Origin of the sequence: Amycolatopsis minnesotensis, assembly GCF_039529815.1 — a bacterium.
GTDB lineage: Bacteria > Actinomycetota > Actinomycetes > Mycobacteriales > Pseudonocardiaceae > Amycolatopsis > Amycolatopsis minnesotensis.
The window spans coordinates 1-22283 of sequence record NZ_BAAANN010000036.1 but is presented as its reverse complement, the minus strand read 5'-3'; the positions used below and the strand labels follow the sequence as shown (position 1 = coordinate 22283).

Here is a 22283-nt window from a genome sequence, read left to right as displayed (position 1 = left end):
GCGCTAGTGCGTGGTCTCGGGTTCCGGTTCGGGCTCCGGTTCCGCGGCGGGCTTCGCGAGCAGGGACTTCCGGCGGCCGTAGGCGAAGTAGATCACCAGCCCGACCCCGAACCAGACCGCGAACCGCAGCCAGGTCGCCGGGTCGAGGAAGGTGATCAGCCACAGGGAGAAGCCGATCCCGATGATCGGCACCACCGGCATTCCGGGGCACTTGAAGCCGCGCGGCAGGTCCGGCCGCTTGTACCGCAGGACGATCACCGAAACGCAGACGAGGACGAACGCGAGCAGGATCCCGATATTGGTGAGCTCAGCGGCCTCCCCGATCGGCAGGACACCGGCCAGCACCGCGGAAGTACCACCGAGCAACCAGGTCATGCGCGCGGGGACCTGCTTGCGCGGACTCGTCTTGCCGAACCACTTCGGCAGCAGGCCGTCGCGGCTCATCGAGAAGCCAACGCGCGAAGCACCCATCATGAAGGTGAACAGCACCGTGAGAATGCCCAGAATCGCCCCGATCGCGATGATCGCCCCGATCAGCGGCAGCCCGACGGAGGCGAACGCGCTGGAGAACGCGCTTTCGGAGTTGATGTCGGCGAACGGGACCATCCCGGTCAGCACCAGGCAGGCCAGCACGTAGAGCACCATGGAGATCGCGAGCGAGTACAGGATCGCCTTCGGCATGTGCTTCTGCGAGTCCTTCGACTCCTCCGCGGCGGTGCTCATCGCGTCGTAGCCGAACACCGCGAAGAACACCGTCGCGGCGCCGGTGAACGCGCCGGACATGCCGAACGGGAAGAACGGGTTGTAGTTCCCGGCGTTGATGTGGAACGCGCCGACGATGATCACCACGAGCACGACGGCGACCTTGAGGTACACCAGCGCGGTTTCGAAGCGCGCCGCGTTCTGCATGCCCTGGTTGAGGATCCAGGCGATGAGCAGGCACAGCAGCACGGCGAACAGGTTGACCTTGTAGCTGCCGGGCTCGACACCAGCCGGTTCGGTGCCGGGCGCTCCCATCATCCACTGTGGAAGTCCGATGTGGAGGAAGCCGAGCAGATCGTTGAAGTAGCCCGATATCCCGATCGCCACGACCGCGACGATGGCGGTGTACTCGAGCAGCAGATCCCACCCGATCGCCCATCCGACGACTTCACCGAGTACCGCGTAACCGTAGGTGTAGGCGGAACCCGCTTTGGGGATCAGCCCGGCGAACTCGGCGTAGGAGAACGCGGCCGCGGCGCTCGCGACCCCGGCCACCAGGAACGAGATCAGCACGGCGGGGCCGGCCTTCTCGTTCGCCACGGCGCCCGCCAAGGAGAAGATCCCGGCGCCGATGATCCCGCCGACACCGATCGCGGTGAGCTGGCGCAACCCGAGTTCGCGCTTGAGACCGGGCTGATTGCCCTGTGACGAGCCGATCTGTTCTATCGGTTTGCGGCGGAATATCGACGACGTCGCCCTGGACGTCCGGGTTGTGGTGGTCATGTGCTGTTTTTCCTAACTGCGCACCATTGCGCTTGATCGTTAGCTGGAACAGTCTTCGGATCGGTAGGGATCGCAGCGAAGGCACCGCCGGTCGCCACAGCCCGTGCACCGGGTGAGCCGGTTCCCGCACACGCACAGGTGCGCGCCCTCCCGCACCTGCCGTTCGGTGACCAGGACGAGCGGTGCCGCCCATTCGGTGATCATGAAACCTCACCTCCGACGAGACACGGCTCGGACCGGCCGAGGGGTTCACGACCGGTTACCTCCCATTCCTGGATGTCGCGCACCGTGCCGTCGGCGAGCAGGGCGTAGACCCTGCTGCCCGCGGTGAAGGTGGCGCGGGGATCGGATCCCATGGCTGCTGCGGCGATGAAGGAACCTCCGATCACGTTGACATCGCATGCGGTCGCGATGCGGAACAAGGACTGCGATTCGGCGGTGACGTCCTCGTGCCCGCCGGAGCGCAGCACGATCTTCTGATCGGGCGCGACGGCGCGGGCCGCCACCGCGACCGCGATGTTGTCCAGCACGTCGGAGGACACCGCGACGATCGCCCTCGCCCGTGGCAGCGCCAGTTTCTGCAGCAGGAAGCGATCGCCGCCGCGGCCGAAGATCACCGGTATGCCAAGGGACTTGGCGAGCGGCACGCAGTCCGCGGTGGCGTCCCGTTCCACCGCGACCACGCCGACGCCGAGCCGCTGCAGTTCGAGGCACAGCCGGATGCCGACCTGGCCGAGCCCGACCACGATGACGTGACCGCGCCTCGGCACCGCGCGGGCGCCGACGATTCCGGTGAACCGGCCGGAGGTCACGCGGTCCACCAGTCCCGCGGTGAACAGCGCGGAGAACCCGAGCACGCACAGCAAGGTGAACGCGGACAGCGCCTGGTACCAGCCGGGAGCGTGGTCCGGCCCCGTGGCGGGCCCGACCGTGGTCAGCGTTTTCGCCGCGTGCCACAACGCGGTGAGGACGTTTTCGTGCAACGCCAGTACACCGAGCACGGTGTCCAGGACCAAAATGGACAGCAGGCCGGTCAGCCCGGCCAGCAGCGCGCGGTTGGTCCCGTCCAGCGGCCGGAACTGCGCGCGCAGCCAATGCCGCACCTTGCGCTTCTCGACGGAGTCGGCGCACACCCGTCGTGCCGCGTACCGCCCGTCCGCCGTGCGGTGCACGCCGAGGTGTGCACCGGCCTGCGTCGCGCACAGGCTCACCAGTTCCCCCGCGACGCAGGGACCGAGCAGCGCGGGGACCAGCGCGTCGGTCATGCCGAGCACCGTGCAGTTGGGCACGGACCGGACGACCTCCCCCGCGACCGTCTTGTCGAAAAGCGTTACGAGCAAAGGAATCCCGGGACGCACGTGTTCGACGAGCAGTGCGAGGCGGAGCACCTGGATGTCCTCACGGGACACGATCACGACGACGTCGACGGTGTTTTCCAGTTCGCGGTGGAGGTCGTCGACCGAGGGCGAACTCAGGCGTCGCAGATCCGCACCCCACGCCGTGGTGTAATCGGCAACCGCGTCGGTGAGAGCACCGTCGCCGATCAGAAGTAGGTGCATCGCCCTGCCTCGCTCGTGAACGTTTCGCGTTGCCGAGAACCATAGAAGGCAGCCGGGCCACCGCAGACGGTCCGTTTGGACACCGTTCCCCCGGTAGCATTGTCCGATCGCACAAGAGTGCTGGACGATCCGAGAGTGCTGGGCGATGCACGATCGCCGGACGATGTCGCACGGTCGCAATACGATGATGGAGGGCGATGGAAGCGCACGAAGCCGCCGCGAGCGGCGCCAGCCTCCGCCAGCTGATGGTCGCGCTCGGCACGCCGGTGGCCGACCTGGTCGCCGCCCCCTGCGGCCTCGACGTCGAAGTCAACGATGTCGTCATCCTCGACCCCGACGACGAACCCGACTCCTACGCTGGCGACTTCGTCCTGATCATCGGCTCGCGCGGCAGAGCGGCCGCGCGCCTGATCCGGGACGCGGCACGCCGGGGCGCCTCGGTCGTGGCCGTCAAGGTGGGCAAGGGCGACGGCGCGGTCGCCGACCTCCGGGCGGCCGCCACCGACGAACGCGTCGCCGTGCTCGCGGTTCGTCCCGAGGCCCGCTGGGACCAGCTGGACTCACTGGCCCGGCGCGCGGTCGCCGAGGCGAAAGCCACGCCCCCTCTCGACACGGACGACGCGAACGACCTGTTTTCGCTGGCGCAGACCATCGCCGCGCTCACCGGCGGCAGCGTGAGCATCGAGGACAGCGCGAACCGCGTGCTGGCGTACTCGCGATCGGACGACGAGGTCGACGAACTGCGCCGGCTGTCCATTCTCGGCAGGCAAGGACCTGCCGGCCACCTGGCGATGTTGCGCGAGTGGGGCATCCTGGATCGGCTGAACGCCGGAGACGACGTCGTGCACGTCGAAGAGCGGCCGGAGCTCGGGGTCTGCAGGCGGCTCGCGATCGGCATCCGCGCCGACTCCGAACTGCTCGGCTCGATCTGGGTGCAGGAGGGCGGGAACCGGCTGACCGAGCAGGCCGAAGGCGCGCTGCTCGGCGCCGCTCGCGTCGCCGCGCTGCACCTGGTGCGCCGGAAGACCGAAACGACTTCCGGCCTGCGGATCCAGGAAGAGCTCCTGCACAGCGTGTTCGAGAGCCGGGTCGACGCGACCACCTTGGCCAGTCACATCGGTGCCGATCCGGCGAAGCAGGCCGTCGTGGCGGTGTTCGCCCCGTACGGTGCCGATCGGCAGGCGGAAACCGACCGGCCCGCCAGGGAACTGCACAGCGCGGCCATCAGCAATCTCGTCTCCGTGCACGCCGCCGCCTACCGGCGTACCGCGTTGACCACGACCATCGGCTCGCACGTGTACGTGCTGTTGCCGGACCTGCCGCCCGACGGCGGGGACGCACTCGCGCTCGGCCTCGCCCGCGAAATCGTTGCCGCCGCCCGCAAACGGCTCGGCAGGCGGGTCCGCGCGGCCATCGGATCCACAGTGGACCAGCTCGACGCCGTCGTCGAGTCGCGCAACACCGCCGACCGCGTCATGAACGTGATGGCACGGGGGGCGAACGACGTCGCGACCATGGCCGACGTCCGGGCCGAGGTGCTGGTGTCCGAGACGCTGTCCATGATCGACGGCAACCCCCACCTCCGGGATCCGCGCGTGACCAGCTTGATCACCTACGACCTCGAACACGGCTCCGTGCTCGTCCCGTCACTCGTCGCCTACCTCGATCTGCTCGGCGACGTCCGCGCCGCCGCGCGCGACCTGCACATCCACCCCAACACGTTGCGCCACCGGATAAAACGGGCCGTCACCGTCAGCGGACTGGACCTCGCCGATCCGCGGCAGTGCCTGTTCGCCCACCTCCAGCTCCTCGCCGCGACGACCAAGCGGGCCACCGATCCGGTACGGCCGGGCTGAGTTCCTTCATCGGCACCCCCTCGGCCATCCACACCGCATCCGACGTCGGACACCAGATCCCGTGAAGCGCTGAATTGCCTTCGTCCCTTTTACTCCACAGCGTAGAGATATTTCGAAAGATGATCACGAGGGAAGAAAGGTCCGGCTTGGTTGTGCGTATGCACCTTTGCCTTGCCGGGGCTCGCGCGCCGGTGCTAGTGAGGTTTCATGCGCATCCTGGTGGCTGAGGACGAACGGATGATGGCGGACGCGATAGGCGAAGGCCTGCGCGACAACGCGCTCGCCGTCGACGTCGTCTACGACGGCGCCGCCGCACTCGAAAAAGCCCGCGACACCGACTACGACGTCGCCGTACTCGACCGAGGGCTCCCGCTCGTCCACGGCGACGAGATCTGCCGCTCCCTCATCGCCGAGCAGCGAGGGACGCGGATCCTGATGCTCACCGCCGCCTCCACCGTGCAGGACCGGATAGCCGGGCTCGAACTCGGCGCGGACGACTACCTGTCGAAGCCCTTCGTCTTCGGCGAACTCCTCGCCAGAGTGCGCGCGCTGGGGCGGCGAAGCACCCGAGCGACGCCGCCGCTGCTGCAGCGAGCGGGTGTCACGCTCGACCCGGCACGGCACCGCGTCGTCCGCCACGACCGCCCGATTTCCTTGACCAAGAAGGAATTCACCGTGCTCGAAGAACTGCTTCGGGCGAACGGCACCGTCGTCTCGGCCGAACGGCTGCTGGAAGTGGCCTGGGACGCGAACATCAACCCCTTCACCAACGTCGTGCGCGTGACCATGACATCGCTGCGACGCAAACTCGGCACCCCCTCGGCCATCCACACCGTGTCCGGCGTCGGATACCAGATCCCGTGAGGCAGTGGCCGCTGCGGGTCAAACTGACCCTCGCCTACACGCTGCTGACCGCGCTCACCGGCGCCGGGCTGCTCGGCCTGGTCATGCTGTTGTCGGACCCGGTCACCCGCGCCGAAGCCACCACCATGCTGCCCCAGCCACCACTGGGTGCGGTCGCCGGGCCCCAAATCGCCCCGCCTCCCCTCAAGGACCTCGACATTCAAGGCACCATCAGCACTTCGCTGCTCGAAACCGGCGCGATCGCGCTGACGATCGTGGTGGCGGTGGCCGCCGTCCTCGGCTGGTTCACCGCCCGGCGCGCGCTGCGCCCGATCCGCTCCGTCACCGCAGCCGCCCAGCAGGCCGCCGGGCACGACCTCAGCACGCGCATCCGCATGCTCGGCCCCAGCGACGAGATCAAGGAACTCGCCGACACCTTCGACCACATGCTGACCCGCCTGGAACGCTCCTTCGAAAGCCAGCGCAGATTCGTCGCGAACGCCGCCCACGAACTCAAAACCCCGGTGGCAGCACAGCGAACCGTCACCGAGGTGGCGATCGCGCGGCCAGGCGTCGAAGCCGGCACCATCGCGCTCGGCCAGAAGCTCCTCGCCAACCTCGACCACCAGGAACGCGTACTCACCGGACTGCTCGCGCTGGCCCAGAACGCCGAAACCGTACGCAAGAAGGACCTCGTCGACCTGGCCGACCTCACGCACGACCTCACCAAGAACCGGTCCGCGCGGACCGCGCACCGCATCGAACTCCGCTCGGACCTCAGCACGGCAAAGGTCCGCGGTGACGCCACGCTGCTGCAGCAACTGGTCCGCAACGTCGTCGACAACGCCTTCGTGCACAACAAATCCCGCGGCTGGGTGGCCATCCGGACCGCGAGTTCCGGGACCGAATGCACGCTCGAAATCTCCAACAGCGGCGCACGCGTCGACGACACCGACACCGACACCCTGTTCGAACCGTTCCAGCGCCTGTGCTTCGACCGCGCCGACCCCCCACCGGGCAGCGGGCTCGGCCTCTCCGTCGTCCGCGCCATCGCCGAAGCACACGACGGCACCGTCACCGCACGCCCCCGCTCCGAAGGCGGGCTCACCGTCCGGGTCACCCTGCCGGCGGCACCCTGAAACCGACGGCAACCTTGAACCGACCGCAACCTTGAACCGAAAGGCCGGCCGGAGCCCCTCACCAGGGTTCCGGCCGGCCCGGCACGACAACCGGTCAGCGGGGGGCCGGCATGTCGTCGACCACGAAGAAGTTCTCCTCGAACTCATCGGACCTGAGCTCGCCCGTCTGCACGGGTGACATCAGACTCACGGAACGTCGTCGACCACGTAGAACTTGTCCGGAAACGGAACCATGCCCTTGATTTCTTCGTTCGTGCCCTGCAGGCACTCCCTGCCCTGCTGCCCCGGGGTCCCCGGGACGGTCTGCACGGCGTGGATGCACGCGTCCGTGGTGTCGTACCCGTTGGGATCCCCTGCTATCACGGGTTTCGCGGCTGCGGTACCGACGGCCAGGAACGAGATGCCGATCCCGGCGATACCCACCGCCACGGCGGCCTTGAGCTTGCCCGTCTTCACGGGTAACACCTCCATGTCTTGAACTAACGCCGATGCCATGTGGACAGTCAGTTACCCACCATCCACATGACATCCGTACCCCAGCCCAGTGCGCACCGAAACCGACCTTGCACGATCGGCCTTGAAGAGCTGGCGGAACAGGAAACCCGCGGCGCCGGGGACCCCGCATGCCCCGATCAGCCCGGCAGCTCAGTAGACGTCGTTCCCCGCGGCGAGCGTTTCGAGGTGGTTGCCGATCGCGGTACGCGCCAGCCGCCACAGGCCGGTGCCCAGCGACACCCGTGCCACGCCGAGCGCGCCGAGTTCCGCGAGCCGCGGCCCCGCCGGGAAGTAAGTCGCGTTCACCGCGGCGGGCGAAACCGCATCCACAAAGGACTTCAGCAGGTCCGCGGAGCGCACGTGGATCGGGAACACGCAGTCCGCACCCGCCGCCAGGTAGGCGCGCGCCCGGTCCACCGCCTCGTCCAGCGCGTCGTTCTCGTCCTCCGCGCGGAGGAACGCGTCCACCCTCGCATTGACGACGAGCCGGTCACCGGCCGCCTCCCGCAGCGCGCCGAGCAGCTCCACTTGCTCGGCGAGCGGGCGGATTCCCTTGCCGGGCACGGTGTCCTCGAAGTTGCAGCCCACCGTGCCCGCGTCGATCAGCGCGGCCGCGAGATCCGCGCCGGAGAGCCCGTAGCCCGATTCCGCGTCGGCGGTCACCGGCACGTCCACCGCGCGAGCGATCCGCCCCGCGGCCGCGAACATCTCCGCCGGCGGAGCCTGCTCCCCGTCGGCGTAACCGAGCGCCGCCGCGACGGCCGCGGAACTCGTCGCCACCACGGGGAAACCCGCTTCGACGACCAGGCGCGCGCTGTCGGCGTCCCACGCGTTCGGCAGGATCAGCGGGCGCCCCGGCACGTGCAGCGCGCGCAGCGCCTCGCAGTCGGCTGCCGTCACGGCAGGTCCTTGCGGGCGGTCACCGCGAGCCGGTTGAAGGTGTTGATCACGGCGGTCGCCCACGCCACGGCGATGTACTGCTCCTCGGTGAACACCGCGGTCGCCCGGTCGTAGACCTCGTCGGGCACGTCCTGGGTCTGCGAAAGCGTGGTCATGGCCTCCGCGAGCTCCAGCGCCGCGCGCTCCTGCTCGGAGAACAGGTCCGTCTCGCGCCACGCGCTCAGCACGAAGAGCCGGCGGGGGTCCTCGCCTGCTTTGACGGCGTCCCTGGCGTGCATGTCGAGGCAGAACGCGCAGCCGTTGAGCTGCGACGCCCTGATCTTCACCAGCTCGATCAGCAACTTCGGCAGCCCGGCGTCCTTCGCGCTCTTCTCGACGACCGCGTTCAGCTTCACCAGCTGCTTGAAGTCCTCGCGCTGCGGGTCGCCGACCAGAATTCGCTTGCTCATTTCGTCCTCGGCAGGGGTCGGTGGCTCGTGACGCCGAGCCGGTTGAGGGTGTTCATCAGGGTCGCGCTCCACACGACGGCGCGGTACTGCTCCTCGGTGAGGACCGAGGTCGCCTCTTCGTACACGGCGTCGGGCACGTCCTGGGTCTCGGACAGCCGCGTGATCGCCTCGGCGAGCGCCAGCGCGGCGCGCTCGACGTCGTCGAACAGATCCGTTTCACGCCACGCGCTGAGCACGAAGAGGCGCCTCGGGTCCTCGCCCAGTTTGAGCGTGTCGTGCGAATGCAGATCACAGCAGTAGGCGCAGCCGTTGAGCTGCGAAGTCCGCATCTTCACCAGCTCGATGACCTTCGGGTCGAGGCCGGCGTCGACGGCGGCCTTCCCGTTCGCGCCGTACAAACCGCCCAGCACCTTGTACGCGTCCGGAAGCCGTTGCGACAGTTGGATTCTCTTACTCACGCCGTCCACGCTAGCCGAAACTGGCACACGAGTATGGTCCAGTTCCATGACACAATCGTGGTCCAGTCCGGGCTGGGACGTCCACCTCGGGTGGCGCCCCGAGCACGGCAGGCACGGCCTCGCCGAGGCGATCCGCGCGGCGATCCGGGACGGCAGGCTCGCGCCGGGGGCGACGGTCCCGTCCACGCGCGCGCTCGCCGCCGATCTCGGCGTCGCCAGGGGCACGGTCACGCGGGTGTACGCCGATCTCCGCGCGGAGGGGTACCTGCGGACCAGCCAGGGTGCGCCGACCCAGGTCGCCCCGGTGGGCAGCGCGCCGGCGTCGGCACCGGGCGCCTCCGTGCGGCCCGCCCCCGCGCGCCGGTGGACGCTGCTGCCGGGGCGCCCCGACCTGTCCTCGTTCCCCCGCGCCGACTGGCTCGCCTCCACCCGCCGGGTGCTCCAGCACGCCCCCGCGACCGCGTTCGGCTACGAAGAGCAGGGCGGCCCGTTCGCGTTGCGCAGCGCGCTTTCGCAGTACCTCGCCCGCAGCCGCGGCGTGGTCACCGATCCCGACCGGATCGTGGTGTGCGGCGGGTTCTCGCACGCCGTCGCGATAATGAGCCGGGTGCTGCGCGAGCGCGGGGTGGCCGAGATCGCCTTCGAGGACCCGTCGCTGCCCGAGTTCCGGCAGGTGGCCGCGGGCAACGGGATCACCGTCGCCGGGGTCCCCGTCGACGAGCACGGCGTCCGGGTGTCCGAAATAGACAGTCCGGCGGTGGTGGTGACGCCGGCGCACCAGTACCCCACCGGGGCCACGCTCGCACCGTCGCGGCGTACCGAACTCGCGCGCTGGGCAACGGAAACCGGTTCCGTCGTCATCGAGGACGACTACGACGGCGAGTTCCGCTTCGACCGGCAGCAGGTCGGCGCGCTGCAGGCGCTTGCGCCCGAACGGGTCGTCTACGTCGGCACCGCGAGCAAGACGCTGGCACCCGGCCTCCGGATCGGCTGGCTGGTGCTCCCGCGCGCGCTCGTCGAGCCGGCGCGCGCCGCACTGACGGCCGCGGGCTGGCGGCCGCCGGTGCTCGGCCACCTGGTGCTGGCGGACCTGCTGGACTCCGGCGCGTACGACCGGCACGTCCGGCGCTCCCGCGCGCGGTACCGCGACCGCCGCGACCGGCTCCTCGCCGCGCTGCCGGAGCCGATCACCCCGTGGGGGATCTCGGCTGGGCTGCAGCTCCTGTTGATGCTGCCGGACGGCGTCACGGAGGAGCGGGTGCGCGCCGCCGCGCGCGCCAGGTCGATCGAGATCGAGACCCTGCACCGCGCCTGGATCGCGCCGGGGACCAGGCCGCAGGGCATCGTGTGCGGGTACGCGGCCCCGGCCGACCACGCGTTCGCGCCGACGCTGGACACCTTCCTCGGCCTGCTCGCCGACGTCCTGCCCTGAGCGGATTCACGGGCAGCGCAAACGTTTTCGCGGCTAGGTTGACGTGGTGGACGCCTTCGAGGTCGCCGATCACCGGCGGGACGTGGAGTCCTACCACCGGATGGCCGCGCTCGATATCGGCATCGCGTGCTTCGGGCACGGAGCTCCGTTGCGCGCCAAGGCGGGCTCACCCCTGCGAGCCGCCGCCCCGTGACCGGCGCAGGTCGCTGATCACCGCGTCGGCGGCCGCGTACGGGTCCAGCTCGCGGTTGACGACGCGCCGGGCCAGCTGGGCCAGCCGGTCCCCGTCGCGCAGTTCCTCCAGCTCGGCGCGAAGCTGCCGCATCGCGATCGCCTCCACCTCGCCCGCGGCGCGCGCGGCGCGGCGGCGGTCGAGTTCGCCGTACGCCCGCAGCCAGTCGTGGTGCTGGTCCAGCGCGGTCACCACGTCGTCGACGCCGTCGTTCTCCGAGGCCACCGTGCGCACCACCGGCTGGCGCCAGCTCGGGCCCCTGATCTCCCGCCGCGCCATCGACATCATCTGCTTCAGCTCGCGCACGGTGGCGTCCGCGCCCGGCCGGTCCGCCTTGTTCACCACGAACACGTCGGCGATTTCGAGCACCCCCGCCTTCGCGGCCTGGATGCCGTCGCCCATCCCCGGCGCCAGCAGCACCACGGTGGTGTCGGCGAGCCGTACGACGTCCACTTCGGACTGTCCAACCCCGACGGTCTCGATGAGCACCACGTCGAAGCCTGCCGCGTCGAGCACGCGCACCGCCTGCGGCGTCGCCCACGAAAGGCCGCCGAGATGCCCCCGCGTGGCCATCGAGCGGATGAACACGCCCGCGTCCGTCGCGTGCTCGCCCATCCGGACGCGGTCGCCGAGCAGTGCGCCGCCCGAGAACGGGGACGACGGGTCGATCGCGAGCACGCCGACCCGCAGCCCGGCCTTGCGCAGCGCGGTGAGCAGTGCCGAGGTCGATGTCGACTTGCCGACACCCGGCGGGCCGGTCAGCCCGACGACCCGCGCGTGCCCGGTGTGCGGGGTGAGCGCCGCGGCGATCTCCCGGAGCTGGGGATGCGCGTCCTCGACGAGCGAGACCAGCCTGGCGATCGCGCGGTGCTGTCCGGCACGCGCGCGATCGACCAGCTCACCGACGTCTACCCGCACTACCGAGCCGGAACGCGGAGGAGCAGCGCGTCGCCCTGGCCACCGCCACCGCACAGCGCCGCCGCGCCGAGGCCGCCGCCGCGGCGCGCCAGCTCGTGCACGAGGTGCACCGCGAGGCGGGCGCCGGAGGCCCCGATCGGGTGACCGAGCGCGATCGCGCCGCCGTTGACGTTGACCTTTTCCGGGTCGAGGCCGAGCTTTTCGGTCGACACCAGCCCGACGGCGGCGAACGCTTCGTTGATCTCCACCAGGTCGAGCGCGGACGCGTCGAGGCCCGCCTTGGCGAGTGCCGCGTTGATCGCATTGGACGGCTGCTCGTGCAGGCTGGCGTCCGGGCCCGCGACCACGCCGTGCGCGCCGATCTCGGCGAGCGCGGTGAGCCCGAGCTCCTCGGCCTTGGCCCTGCTCGCGACCACGACCGCGGCCGCGCCGTCGGAGATCTGCGACGCCGAGCCGGCGGTGATCGTGCCGTCGGCGGCGAACGCGGGCCGAAGCTTGCCGAGCCCGTCCGCGGTGGTGTCGGCGCGCACGCCCTCGTCGGCGCTGAACAGCACCGGGTCGCCCTTGCGCTGGGGCACCGGTACCGCGGCGATCTCGGCGTCGAACCGGCCTTCGGCGATCGCGGCGGCGGCGCGCTGGTGCGAGCGCGCGGAGAACTCGTCCTGCGCCGCGCGCGTCACCCCGTACCGGACGTTGTGCTTCTCCGTCGACGCGCCCATCGCGACCTGGTCGAACGCGCAGAACAGGCCGTCGTAGGCCATGTGGTCGACGAGCGCGGTGTCGCCGTACTTGAACCCCGACCGCGATTTCGGCAGCAGGTGCGGCGCCTGGGTCATCGACTCCTGGCCGCCCGCGACCACGATGTCGAACTCGCCCGCCCTGATCAGCTGGTCGGCGAGCGCGATCGCGTCGAGCCCGGACAGGCACACCTTGTTGATGGTCAGCGCGGGGACGTCCATCGGGATACCGGCCGCGACCGCGGCCTGGCGGGCCGGGATCTGGCCGGCGCCCGCGGTGAGCACCTGGCCCATGATCGTGTACTGGACCTGTTCCGGCGCGACACCGGCTCGTTCCAGTGCCGCCTTGATCGCGACACCGCCGAGCTGAGCGCCCGAGAAGTCCTTCAGGGACCCGAGCAATCGACCGATCGGGGTACGGGCGGCACCCAGGATCACGGAACCGGACACAATAGGCCTCCAAGCGACGTCGTGGTGCCACCATATTCTGTCCTCGTCGCGCCCGTAGCGCTGTGAGTAGGGGCACAACCGGGTGCTGCAACGATTCCGCAACCGGTGCGAACGGACCGCCTGTGCTTACTCTTCGGTAATGGATGCGAAGTCCCCCCACCCCCTCAGCGCCATCGACCACGTCGGCATCGCGGTGCCCGATCTCGACGAAGCCATCGAGTTCTACCGCGACTCCTTCGGGTTCGAGCTCAGGCACGTCGAGGTCAACGAAGACCAGGGGACGCACGAGGCCATGTTGCGCGCCCCCGGCGACGACGGCACCGGAACGGCGATCCAGCTACTGGCCCCGCTTGGCCCCGATTCCACGATCGCCAAGTTCCTGGAGCGCAAGGGCCCCGGCGTCCAGCAGGTCGCGTTGCGCGTCCCCGACATCGCCGCGGCCGCCGACGGCCTGCGCGGCAAGGGCCTGAAGGTGCTCTACGACGAGGCGCGCCCCGGCACGGCCAACTCGAAGGCCAACTTCGTGCACCCGAAGAGCACCGGCGGCGTGCTGGTGGAACTCGTCCAGCCGGGGGACAAGCCCGCGTAGCCGACGGCGAGCGCCCCCCGCCCCCCGCCCCGCCCGCGGCGGCGCCGAGGACGACCGCGCGCACCTGCGCGACGAGGCGGTGCGGGCTCTCCGCGACCACGACGTGCCAGCCGGTCGAACACGGCCCGGGTACAGCTTCCGGATGTGCGAGTGCCGCTCGTCTCGTAGAGTTGTGCCACTAGTTACCGGCCAGTAATTTCATCGGCAGTTCCCTCGAAGACCAGCTGCCCGACCCAAGCCACGCGGAGGCGCCATGGCCAACGACGAACTCGGCGAAATCCGGCAGGCCATCCTGTCCGGCGATCCCGCCTCGCTGGGATCGCTCGCGGTCCCCGAGCACTACCGCGGCGTCACGGTGCACGCCGACGAGGTGGACCTCTTCGAGGGCCTGCCCACGAAGGAGAAGGATCCCCGCAAGTCGCTGCACGTCGACGAGGTACCGACACCGGAACTCGGTCCCGGCGAAGCGCTCGTCGCCGTGCTGGCCAGCGCGATCAACTACAACACCGTCTGGACGTCGATCTTCGAGCCGATCCCGACGTTCAAGTTCCTCAAGAAGTACGGCAAGCTCTCGCCGCTGTCCAAGCGCCACGACCTGCCCTACCACGTGGTGGGCTCGGACCTGTCCGGCGTCGTGCTGCGCACCGGCCCCGGCGTCCACCGCTGGCAGGCAGGCGACGAGGTCGTCGCGCACTGCCTCAACGTCGAGCTGGAGAGCCCGGACGGGCACAACGACACGATGCTCGACTCCGAGCAGCGGATCTGGGGCTTCGAAACGAACTTCGGCGGCCTCGCCGAGATCGCGCTCGTCAAGGCGAACCAGCTCATGCCGAAGCCGGACCACCTCACCTGGGAGGAGGCCGCCTCCCCCGGCCTGGTCAACTCCACCGCCTACCGGCAGCTCGTTTCGCGCAACGGCGCGGACATGAAGCAGGGCGACGTGGTGCTCATCTGGGGCGCTTCCGGCGGGCTCGGCTCGTACGCCACCCAGTTCGCGCTCAACGGTGGCGCGATCCCGGTCTGCGTGGTCTCCAGCCAGGAGAAGGCCGACATCTGCCGCGCGATGGGCGCGGAGCTGGTGATCGACCGCTCCGCGGAGGGGTACCGGTTCTGGAAGGACGAGCACGAGCAGGACCCGAAGGAATGGCAGCGCTTCGGCGCGAAGATCCGCGAGCTGACCGGCGGCGACGACCCGGACATCGTCTTCGAGCATCCGGGCCGTGAGACGTTCGGCGCCTCCGTCTACGCCGCACGGCGCGGCGGCACGATCGTCACCTGCGCGTCGACGTCCGGATACCTGCACCAGTACGACAACCGCTATCTGTGGATGAACCTCAAACGAGTAATAGGTTCACATTTCGCGAACTACCGGGAATCGTGGGAAGCGAACCGGCTGATCGCCAAGGGCCACATCCATCCGACGCTGTCGAAGGCCTACCCGCTCGAAGAGACCGGGCAGGCCGCGCTCGACGTCCACCTCAACGCCCACCAGGGCAAGGTCGGCGTGCTGTGCCTGGCGCCGGAGGAGGGTCTCGGCGTGCGGGACCAGCAGCTTCGCGAACGGCATCTCGACGGCATCAACCGGTTCCGCGGGGCCTGACGCCACTGAGCGCGACCGGGAGCGACCGAACCCCGGCGCTTCCGGTCGGCCTGTTAAGTGTCAAAAGCGCTCAAATGTGCAGGCGTCGCCGGTACCGGCGCCATTCCGGTGTGTGCCTGCTAACTTTGGAGCGAACCAGGACTCCTCCAGGGTCCGCGACCCCACACAATCGCGGAAGGAACGACCGATGACGCTCGCCACGAGCGTGGCATCTAGGGCGCAGTCCCGGTGAAGGCCCAGCTGCTCGGGCCCGTGCGCGCGTGGCAGCCCGACGGATCGGAGATCGCGCTCGGTTCCGCGCACCGGCGCGCCGTGTTCGCGGTGCTCGCCCTGCGGGCGAACACCGTGGTGCCGCGGGCCGAGCTGATCGACGCGATCTGGGGCGAGTCGGCGCCGGCGAGCGCGAGCGGCAGTATCTACACCTACGTCTCCGGGCTCCGCCAGGCGCTCGAACCGGGGCGCTCGCGCCGGTCCGCGGGAACCGTGCTGGTGTCCGAAGGATCGGGGTACCGCCTCCGGCTCGAACCGGAGGCGCTGGACGTGTCCCGGTTCGTCGCGCTGCGCGAGCAGTCCCGCGACGCCGACACCGCCCGGCGCCGGGAAAACCTCGACGCCGCGCTCACGCTGTGGCAGGGCGAGGCGCTCGACGGCACCCCCGGCCCGTTCGCCGCCGCGCAGCGCGACCGGCTGACCGAAATGTGGCTGGACACCAAGGAACTCCGCGCGCAGGTCGCGCTCGACGCCGGTGAGCACGCCACCGTGCTCACCGACCTCTTCGACCTGGTGGCAAGGCATCCGCTGCGCGAGGGCCTGCGCGGCCTGCTGATGACGGCGCTGTGGCGGGCGGGCAGGCGAACGGACGCGCTTGGCGTCTACACCGACTTCCACACCACCACCGTGGCGAAGCTCGGCGTCGAACCGAGCACCGCGCTGACCCACCTGTACGACCAGATGCTCGCCGGTACCGCCCCCGACGAGGCCCCGTCCTTCGTCGGCAGGGACGCCGAGCTGTCCGTGCTGCGCGCCGCGGCCGAGGCCGTGTCCGCCGGCCGGGGCGGTTCGGTCTGGGTCGACGGCGAACCCGGGATCGGGAAGTCCGCGCTGCTGGCCGAAGGGCTTTCCGGTACCGGCGGGATCCCGGTGGCCTCGGCCGTCGCGGACGAGCTCGGGCAGCGCTTTCCCTTGCGGTTCCTGCTCGACGGGCTCGGCGTCTCGCTCCAGAGCGACGACCCGCGGCGGGTGAAGCTCGCCGAACGCGTGCGCGATCTCGCCGAATCCGGCGCGGAAGCGATCACCGAGGCCGTTGACGACGTGCTCGATCTCGTCGAGCGCCTGTGCGAAGACGGTCCGCTCGTCCTCGTCGGCGACGAGATGCAGTGGGCCGATCCCGCGAGCTTGCTGGTGTGGGAACGCCTCGCCGGGGAGACCGGGCGGCTGCCGCTGCTGCTCGCGGGCGCCTGCCGCCCGCTGCCGCGCCGCCCCGAGGTGGAACGCCTGCGCGCGACGCTGTCGAGTACCACGGCCAGGATCAGCCTCGGCCCGCTCGACGACGACGCGGTGCACGGCATCCTCGTCGAATCGCTCGGCGCCGAGCCCGGCGCGGACCTGCTCGCCTCCAGCGCGCTCGCGGCCGGAAACCCGCGCTACGTCAAGGAAATCGCCGAGAACTTCGCGGGCGGCCAGTCACCGGTGTTCCCGGCCGCGCAGTACCTGACCTTCCTCACCGAGGACACCAGGGAGGTGCTGCGCCTCGCCGCGCTGCTCGGCGACGGGTTCACCGTCACCGAGCTGGAGGCCGCGCTCGGCGACCGCGAGATCGACACCACGGCGGCGGTGCTGGAGGCGCTCGTCGGCGGGGTGCTCACCTCGCCGGACGATCGCCTCGAATTCCGGCACCCGGTGGTCCGGCGCGCGCTGTACGACCACACGCCCGCCGGGGTCAGGGTGGCGCTGCACCGGCAGTTCGCCGACGCGATGGCCCGGTTCGGGTGCCGCGCCGACCGGGTCGCTGAGCAGCTCCTCGCCGCCGGGGCACCGGTCGAACCGTGGGTGCTGGACTGGGTTCCCGCCGAGATCGGCGCACTAGCCACCCGCACGCCCCAGTCGGCGCTGCGCCTGCTCCGCCTCGCCGCCGGGTCGGCCGCCGCGGGCGTCGAAGAGCGGGACGCGCTCACCACGGTCGAAACGCGGCTGCGGTTCTGGCTCGGCGGGGAACCGATGGCCGAAGCCGCTTCCGCCGCGGCCAGGACCACCGATCCCGGCCGCGCGGCCGAACTGCGGTGGATCGTGGCGTACCTGCACTACCGCCGCGGTGACATCCCCGCGGCGATCACCGGGGTGCAGGACGCGCTGCGCGATCCGGCCATGCCGTCGTCGTGGCGGCAGCACCACGAGTCGTTGCTGTCGCTGGTCATGCCCGCGGGCTCGCTGCTCGCCACGTTCCTTCCCGCCCAGCAGGCCGCCTCGGACGCCGGGCTGGACAGGGCGCTCGAAGTGGTGTCCGTGGTGCCGAAACTGGCCACGCTGCACCGCCTGCTGCTCGACGACATGATGCCGACGCTGCGGGCCGTCACCGACGACGACCTTTCGTGCGGCCGGACCGCGCGCGCCTACTGGCACGGTTCGTGGGATTCCGTGCTCACCGAACTCGGGAACGTCGTCCACGACGGCGCCGCGGTCGCGTCGTACCTGCTGGGGCCGCCGGGTTCGGTGCGGCTCCTGCACAGCGTCGCCGGGCTGATCGCGGGCCACCGCGGCGAGGTCGGCACCGCGAAGGCGCATCTCCTCGCCGCGCAGGAGCAGCCGCGGCTCGGCACCGCCGACTTCGAGGGCGCGGACTTCCTGCTCGTCGCGAACGCCGTCGTCGCCGAACAGCTCGGGCACGCCGAGGAAGCGCTCGACCTGCTGTCCGCGAGCTTCGAGAAGCGGTTCCAGCCGACGCGGTACCGCCACCACTGGCTCCCCGTGCTCGTGCGGCTCGCGCAGGAGACCGGCGACCGCGCGCGGGCGAGGTATGCGACGATGCTGTGCGAAACGACCCCGGGACCGGAGGCGGCGCACTGCCGCGGCCTGCTCGAACACGATTCCGCGCGCGTGCTGACCGCGGCGGGGCACTACCTCGGGCAGGGCGCGCCGCTGTCCTTCGCGACCGCGATGGAGGACGCCGCGGTACTGATGGCGGAACGCGACGATCACGAGGGCGCCGAAGCCGCCTTCCGCAAGGCGCTGCGCGCCTACACCCGGCTCGGCGCGCGCTGGGACGCGCGCCGCGCCGAAACCAGGCTGCGCCCCTTCGGCATGACCCCGCCCGCCGTCACCTCGATCGCCACCGTCGCCGCTACGGGGACCGATGGCTGAACCGGCGGACACCGAACTCGAGGTCGCGCTGCTCGGGCCGGTACGGGCCTGGCGCGGCGGCGCCGAGCTGACGCTGGGGCCCGCCCGGCAGCGCGCGGTGCTCGCCGTGCTCGCGTCACGGGCGAACCACGTGGTGACCAGGGCGGAGGTCATCGACGCGGTATGGGGTTCCGCCGCGCCGGCGAGCGCGGAAGGCAGTGTGCACACCTACGTCTCCGGGCTCCGCCGCTGCCTCGACCCCGACCGCTCGCGCTGGTCCGCTGGCGCCGTCCTGCTGTCCGAGGGCGCCGGTTACCTGCTCAACGTCGCCACGTCCGACGTCGTGGAGTTCGACGAGCACCGCCGTGCCGCGGAACGCCTTGCCGCAGAAGGCGATCACGCCGGTGCCGTGGCGGCGTTCGACGCCGCGCTCGCGCTGTGGCAGGGCGAGGCGTACTCCGGAATTCCCGGGCCCTACGCCGAATCCGAACGCACGCGGCTCGCGGGGCAGCGCGTCGACGTCTTCGAGCACCGGGCCGCGAGCATGCTCGAACTCGGCCGCACCACCGAGGTGATCGCCGAGCTGACCACGGTCGTGCAGCGCCACCCGCTGCGGGAATCGTTGTGGGAGACCATTTTGCTCGCGCTCTACCGCGGCGGGCGCCGGACCGAAGCGCTGGAAACGTTCCAGCGCGCGCGTCAGGTCCTGCTCGCCGAACTCGGCACCGAGCCAGGTGAAGCGCTGCGCCGCGTCCACGAACGCATCCTCACCAACGATCCCGCGCTCACCCCGGGCGAAGACGGTCACCTGCAGGTGCTCCCCACGCACGTCGCGCGCGGGCGCAAGGCGTCGCAGGACCAGCTCTTCGTCGGCAGGAGCCGCGAGTCGGAGGTGCTGCGGAAGCTCGTCGACGACGTGCTCCTCGGCACGGGCCGGGCGGTGTGGATCGAGGGCGAGGCCGGGATCGGCAAGTCGGAACTGCTCGCCGAAGCGCTCGCCGACGCGGGCGAGCGCGGCTGCCAGCTCGCCTGGGCGGTCGCCGAGGAGCTGGGCAGGCGGTTCCCGCTCCAGGTCATCTCGGCCTGCCTCGGGCTGGACACCGCCGACGGCCCGCTCGCCGGGGACCACGACGACGGCGACCCCGTCATGTCCACAGTGGATACTCTGCTGGCGATGGTCGACGAGCTGTGCGCGCGTGCGCCGCTGGTGCTCGTCGTGGACGACCTGCAGTGGGCGGACGAGGCCAGTGTGCTTATGTGGCACCGGCTCTGCGCCGCCACGAGGCAGCAGCCGCTCCTGCTCGTCGCCGCGACGAGGCCCGCCGCGGACCGGCCGGAGCTGGCGCAGCTACGCCGTGGCGTCGAAGCGCGCGACGGCAAGGTGCTCCTGCTCGACCCGCTCAGCGAGCAGCACGCCGAGGAGCTGATGACGGCGGTGATCGGCGCGCCGCTCGGGCCCGGCCTGCGCGCGCTCGCCGCCCGCGCACCCGGAAACCCCTTGTACGTAAGGGAAACCACCGAGGCACTGGTCAAGGGCGATGCGGTCGACTTCACCGGCGGCGCGGCGGATCTGAAGGACCCCACCGGTTACACCCTGCCGAAATCGGTCAGCGGCGCGGTCGGCCGGACCCTGGAGTTCCTGTCCCCCGGCACGCAGCACGCGTTGCGCTGGGCGGCGCTGCTCGGGGTCGAGTTCGCCGTGTCCGACGTCGCGACCGTGCTGGGCAAGCTGCCATCGGAACTCGTCGGCGCGTTCGACGAAGCGGTGTCCGGCAGGGTGGTGATCGACGCGGGCGCCAGGCTGACCTTCCGGCACCCGCTGCTGCGGCAGGCGCTCTACGACAGCATTCCCGGCGCCATCAGGGTTTCGTGGCACCGGCAGGCCGCGGAGGCGCTCGCGAGGGCCGACGCACCGGTCCGCCAGGTCGCCGAGCAACTCGTCACGGTGCCCGCACTCGCCGACCCGTGGGTGCTGGACTGGCTGGCGCACAACCACACCGCGGTGGCGACGCGGGCGCCGCTGATCGCCGCGGAACTGCTCAAGCAGGTGCTGGACGCCGGCCGGATCGACGACCCCCGCCGCGAGGTGCTGCTGTTCGCGCTGGTGCGGGTGCTGTTCCGGTTGCAGCGGAACCCGGAAACCCTGGCGCGGCAGGCACTCGCCGTCGTCACCGATCCGGTGCGCGCCATCGAGCTGCGGCACCTCCTCGCCGCACTGCTGCACCGGCGCGGCGAGACGAAGACCGCGCTCGAAGTGCTCGGCGAGGACGACCCGGACGTCCCCGCGCTCTGGAACGAGCGGCGGCGCTCGCTGGCCGCCAACTTCGGCCGTGGCGACCTCAGCGATCTGAACGCCGCCGAGGAGGCCGCGCACCGGGCGTACGAGGCCGCACTGGTCAGCGCGGAGCCTTACCCGATCGCGCACGCGCAGCAGACCCTGTGGCTGGTGCAGTCGATCCGGCGCGACCACCCGCAGGCGCTCGCACACGTGGACACCGCGCTTTCGGTGGTGAACAGCAGTCCCGGCGTCGCCGGGCTGCACTTCGACCTGCTGGACAACCGGATCTTCACGCTGCAGAACCTCGACCGCCTCGACGACGCCGAAGCGACCCTGCGGTCGGCGCGCGAGGTCGCCCAGCGCTACCGGCTCCCGCACGGGCTGCAGGTCTCGGCGGCCGTCCAGCACTACTGGCAGGGCAGGTGGGACGAGGCGCTGGTCGAACTCGACACCGTCACCGAGGACGGCCCCGCCATCACCTTCCACGGCCTGCGCGAACCGGGGCCCGCGGCGCTGCTGCTGCACGGGGTCGCCGCGCTGATCGCGGGCAGGCGCGACGAGACGTTCATCGCGGCGGGTCACCTCGACGCCGCCGAGGAGTACGCCCCCGTCACCTCCTCCGAACGCGAAAGCTGCGACTTCCTCCTTGTCGCACAGGCACTTTCGGCCGAGCAGCGCGGCGAGCCCGGCAAGGCGATCGAGCTGCTCGCGCCGATACTCGACCCGACCTACGCCCAGATGATGCTGCGCCACCAGTGGCTGCCGGACCTGGCGAGGCTCGCGCTCCAGACCGGTGAGATCGAGACCGCGAAGCACGCGCTGCGGGTCTGCGAAGAGGAAGCGGCCAAGGAAGTGCACCCCGCGAGGGCGGCGGCCGCGGCCGCGCGGTGCCGCGCCCTGCTCTCCGGCGACGAGGAACCGATGCTCGACGTCGCGGAGCACTACCGGCGGGTCGGCAGGTACCTGGAAATGGCTTCGGCGCTGGAAGACGCCGCGGTGCTGCTCGCCCGCGACAACCGGCCGGAAAACGCGCGCTCGGCGCTGGAACAGGCGATCAGCGAGTTCTCCCGGCTCGGCGCGCGATGGGACATCCGGCGCGCGGAGACCCGGCTGTCCGCACTCGGCGTGACCGCGGGACGCGCGCGGCCCGAGGTGCGGCCCAGCTCCGGCTGGGCGTCACTGTCCGATGTGGAAGTCGAGATCGCGCACCTGGTGGCGGAGGGGCGATCCAATCCCGACATCGCCTCGGAATTGGCGCTGCCCCGGCGGACCGTGCAGGCGCATGTGGCTCGGCTGCTGGGTAAGCTGGGGGTCAAGTCGCGTAACGGGGTTGTCGAGGTCGTGCACGCGCGAGCGTGATTCGTTCTTCTTCAAACGGCATTTCTTCAGGTCTCGGTGCCGGTCGCCACGACGGGTGGCGGTTTAAAGATGGCTTTGTTGTGTCGCGAACATGGAGAGGAGTCGTTTGGTAGGTGCGGGTACTTGAAGTGATGCTGTGTGGGAGATGGAGGTTTGGCCCTCCGGCGT

At 70.7% G+C, this 22283-nt stretch carries 18 protein-coding genes; 9 read left to right on the top strand and 9 right to left on the bottom strand.

All coding sequences use genetic code 11. The annotated features are described in order from the left end of the window. Positions 1-3: 3 nt before the first annotated feature. The 3 genes from ABD256_RS34170 to ABD256_RS34160 are packed head-to-tail and all read right to left on the bottom strand — an operon-like array spanning position 4 to position 3044. Positions 4-1485 carry an amino acid permease gene (locus ABD256_RS34170; protein ID WP_344428721.1) on the bottom strand — a complete coding sequence of 494 codons (1482 nt, stop codon included), beginning with the start codon at positions 1483-1485 and terminating at the stop codon, positions 4-6. A 39-nt stretch (positions 1486-1524) separates the two neighbouring features. Further along, positions 1525-1689: a hypothetical protein gene (locus ABD256_RS34165; protein WP_344428719.1), complete on the bottom strand. Its 165-nt coding sequence runs from the start codon at positions 1687-1689 to the stop codon at positions 1525-1527. After that, positions 1686-3044, bottom strand: coding sequence for an NAD-binding protein (locus ABD256_RS34160; RefSeq protein WP_344428717.1), 1359 nt, complete (start codon positions 3042-3044; stop codon positions 1686-1688). Before ABD256_RS34160 ends, ABD256_RS34165 begins: the two co-directional genes overlap by 4 nt. 197 nt (positions 3045-3241) lie before the next feature. On the opposite strand from ABD256_RS34160, the gene ABD256_RS34155 reads away from it, so the two are divergent. The 3 genes from ABD256_RS34155 to ABD256_RS34145 all read left to right on the top strand — a co-directional run bounded on the left by ABD256_RS34155 (position 3242) and on the right by ABD256_RS34145 (position 6882). Beyond that, the gene (locus ABD256_RS34155; RefSeq protein ID WP_344428716.1) at positions 3242-4900 is read left to right on the top strand and encodes a helix-turn-helix domain-containing protein; all 1659 of its coding nucleotides are present in this window, start codon (positions 3242-3244) and stop codon (positions 4898-4900) included. Positions 4901-5107: 207 nt separating this feature from the next. After that, entirely contained in the window at positions 5108-5764 is a 657-nt protein-coding gene (locus tag ABD256_RS34150; RefSeq protein ID WP_344428714.1) for a response regulator transcription factor, read from the top strand. Beyond that, positions 5761-6882: a sensor histidine kinase gene (locus ABD256_RS34145; RefSeq protein ID WP_344428713.1), complete on the top strand. Its 1122-nt coding sequence runs from the start codon at positions 5761-5763 to the stop codon at positions 6880-6882. Before ABD256_RS34150 ends, ABD256_RS34145 begins: the two co-directional genes overlap by 4 nt. 186 nt (positions 6883-7068) lie before the next feature. Here ABD256_RS34145 and ABD256_RS34140 read toward each other — a convergent pair whose 3' ends face one another. From ABD256_RS34140 to ABD256_RS34125, 4 genes are all read right to left on the bottom strand, one after another. Beyond that, the gene (locus ABD256_RS34140; RefSeq protein WP_344428711.1) at positions 7069-7338 is read right to left on the bottom strand and encodes a hypothetical protein; all 270 of its coding nucleotides are present in this window, start codon (positions 7336-7338) and stop codon (positions 7069-7071) included. Between the two features lie 189 nt (positions 7339-7527). Then, a complete protein-coding gene (locus ABD256_RS34135) occupies positions 7528-8277 on the bottom strand; it encodes an isocitrate lyase/PEP mutase family protein (protein WP_344428709.1) in 750 nt (249 codons plus the stop codon). Beyond that, a complete protein-coding gene (locus ABD256_RS34130; protein WP_344428708.1) occupies positions 8274-8726 on the bottom strand; it encodes a carboxymuconolactone decarboxylase family protein in 453 nt (150 codons plus the stop codon). Before ABD256_RS34130 ends, ABD256_RS34135 begins: the two co-directional genes overlap by 4 nt. Then, the gene (locus ABD256_RS34125) at positions 8723-9232 is read right to left on the bottom strand and encodes a carboxymuconolactone decarboxylase family protein (RefSeq protein ID WP_425546572.1); all 510 of its coding nucleotides are present in this window, start codon (positions 9230-9232) and stop codon (positions 8723-8725) included. The genes ABD256_RS34130 and ABD256_RS34125 overlap by 4 nt, the downstream gene beginning before the upstream one ends. On the opposite strand from ABD256_RS34125, the gene pdxR reads away from it, so the two are divergent. After that, entirely contained in the window at positions 9231-10616 is a 1386-nt protein-coding gene (pdxR, locus tag ABD256_RS34120; protein WP_344428705.1) for a MocR-like pyridoxine biosynthesis transcription factor PdxR, read from the top strand. The genes ABD256_RS34125 and pdxR overlap by 2 nt on opposite strands. A gap of 46 nt (positions 10617-10662) precedes the next feature. After that, positions 10663-10809 (top strand): hypothetical protein, encoded by a 147-nt coding sequence (locus ABD256_RS34115; protein ID WP_344428703.1) that lies wholly within the window; start codon positions 10663-10665, stop codon positions 10807-10809. On the opposite strand, the gene meaB is transcribed toward ABD256_RS34115, so the two are convergent. After that, positions 10783-11766, bottom strand: coding sequence for a methylmalonyl Co-A mutase-associated GTPase MeaB (gene meaB / locus ABD256_RS34110; RefSeq protein WP_344428702.1), 984 nt, complete (start codon positions 11764-11766; stop codon positions 10783-10785). The two genes, ABD256_RS34115 and meaB, sit on opposite strands and share 27 nt — an antisense overlap. Beyond that, the gene (locus ABD256_RS34105) at positions 11766-12953 is read right to left on the bottom strand and encodes an acetyl-CoA C-acetyltransferase (RefSeq protein ID WP_344428700.1); all 1188 of its coding nucleotides are present in this window, start codon (positions 12951-12953) and stop codon (positions 11766-11768) included. Before ABD256_RS34105 ends, meaB begins: the two co-directional genes overlap by 1 nt. A 139-nt stretch (positions 12954-13092) precedes the next feature. On the opposite strand from ABD256_RS34105, the gene mce reads away from it, so the two are divergent. From mce to ABD256_RS34085, 4 genes are all read left to right on the top strand, one after another. Further along, positions 13093-13542: a methylmalonyl-CoA epimerase gene (gene mce, locus ABD256_RS34100; RefSeq protein WP_344428698.1), complete on the top strand. Its 450-nt coding sequence runs from the start codon at positions 13093-13095 to the stop codon at positions 13540-13542. A gap of 253 nt (positions 13543-13795) precedes the next feature. Next, the gene (gene ccrA / locus ABD256_RS34095; RefSeq protein ID WP_344428697.1) at positions 13796-15142 is read left to right on the top strand and encodes a crotonyl-CoA carboxylase/reductase; all 1347 of its coding nucleotides are present in this window, start codon (positions 13796-13798) and stop codon (positions 15140-15142) included. Positions 15143-15370: 228 nt separating this feature from the next. Next, entirely contained in the window at positions 15371-18499 is a 3129-nt protein-coding gene (locus ABD256_RS34090; protein ID WP_344428696.1) for an ATP-binding protein, read from the top strand. After that, a complete protein-coding gene (locus tag ABD256_RS34085; RefSeq protein WP_344428694.1) occupies positions 18492-22115 on the top strand; it encodes a BTAD domain-containing putative transcriptional regulator in 3624 nt (1207 codons plus the stop codon). The genes ABD256_RS34090 and ABD256_RS34085 overlap by 8 nt, the downstream gene beginning before the upstream one ends. Positions 22116-22283: the final 168 nt, after the last annotated feature.

Excerpts from the sequence above, each read along its gene's own strand:
- ABD256_RS34170 (WP_344428721.1), bottom strand. The coding sequence starts at position 1,485 with ATGACCACCACAACCCGGACGTCCAGGGCGACGTCGTCGATATTCCGC.
- ABD256_RS34165 (WP_344428719.1), bottom strand. The coding sequence starts at position 1,689 with ATGATCACCGAATGGGCGGCACCGCTCGTCCTGGTCACCGAACGGCAG.
- ABD256_RS34160 (WP_344428717.1), bottom strand. The coding sequence starts at position 3,044 with ATGCACCTACTTCTGATCGGCGACGGTGCTCTCACCGACGCGGTTGCC.
- ABD256_RS34155 (WP_344428716.1), top strand. The coding sequence starts at position 3,242 with ATGGAAGCGCACGAAGCCGCCGCGAGCGGCGCCAGCCTCCGCCAGCTG.
- ABD256_RS34150 (WP_344428714.1), top strand. The coding sequence starts at position 5,108 with ATGCGCATCCTGGTGGCTGAGGACGAACGGATGATGGCGGACGCGATA.
- ABD256_RS34130 (WP_344428708.1), bottom strand. The coding sequence starts at position 8,726 with ATGAGCAAGCGAATTCTGGTCGGCGACCCGCAGCGCGAGGACTTCAAG.
- pdxR (WP_344428705.1), top strand. The coding sequence starts at position 9,231 with ATGACACAATCGTGGTCCAGTCCGGGCTGGGACGTCCACCTCGGGTGG.
- ABD256_RS34125 (WP_425546572.1), bottom strand. The coding sequence starts at position 9,232 with ATGGAACTGGACCATACTCGTGTGCCAGTTTCGGCTAGCGTGGACGGC.
- mce (WP_344428698.1), top strand. The coding sequence starts at position 13,093 with ATGGATGCGAAGTCCCCCCACCCCCTCAGCGCCATCGACCACGTCGGC.
- ccrA (WP_344428697.1), top strand. The coding sequence starts at position 13,796 with ATGGCCAACGACGAACTCGGCGAAATCCGGCAGGCCATCCTGTCCGGC.
- ABD256_RS34085 (WP_344428694.1), top strand. The coding sequence starts at position 18,492 with ATGGCTGAACCGGCGGACACCGAACTCGAGGTCGCGCTGCTCGGGCCG.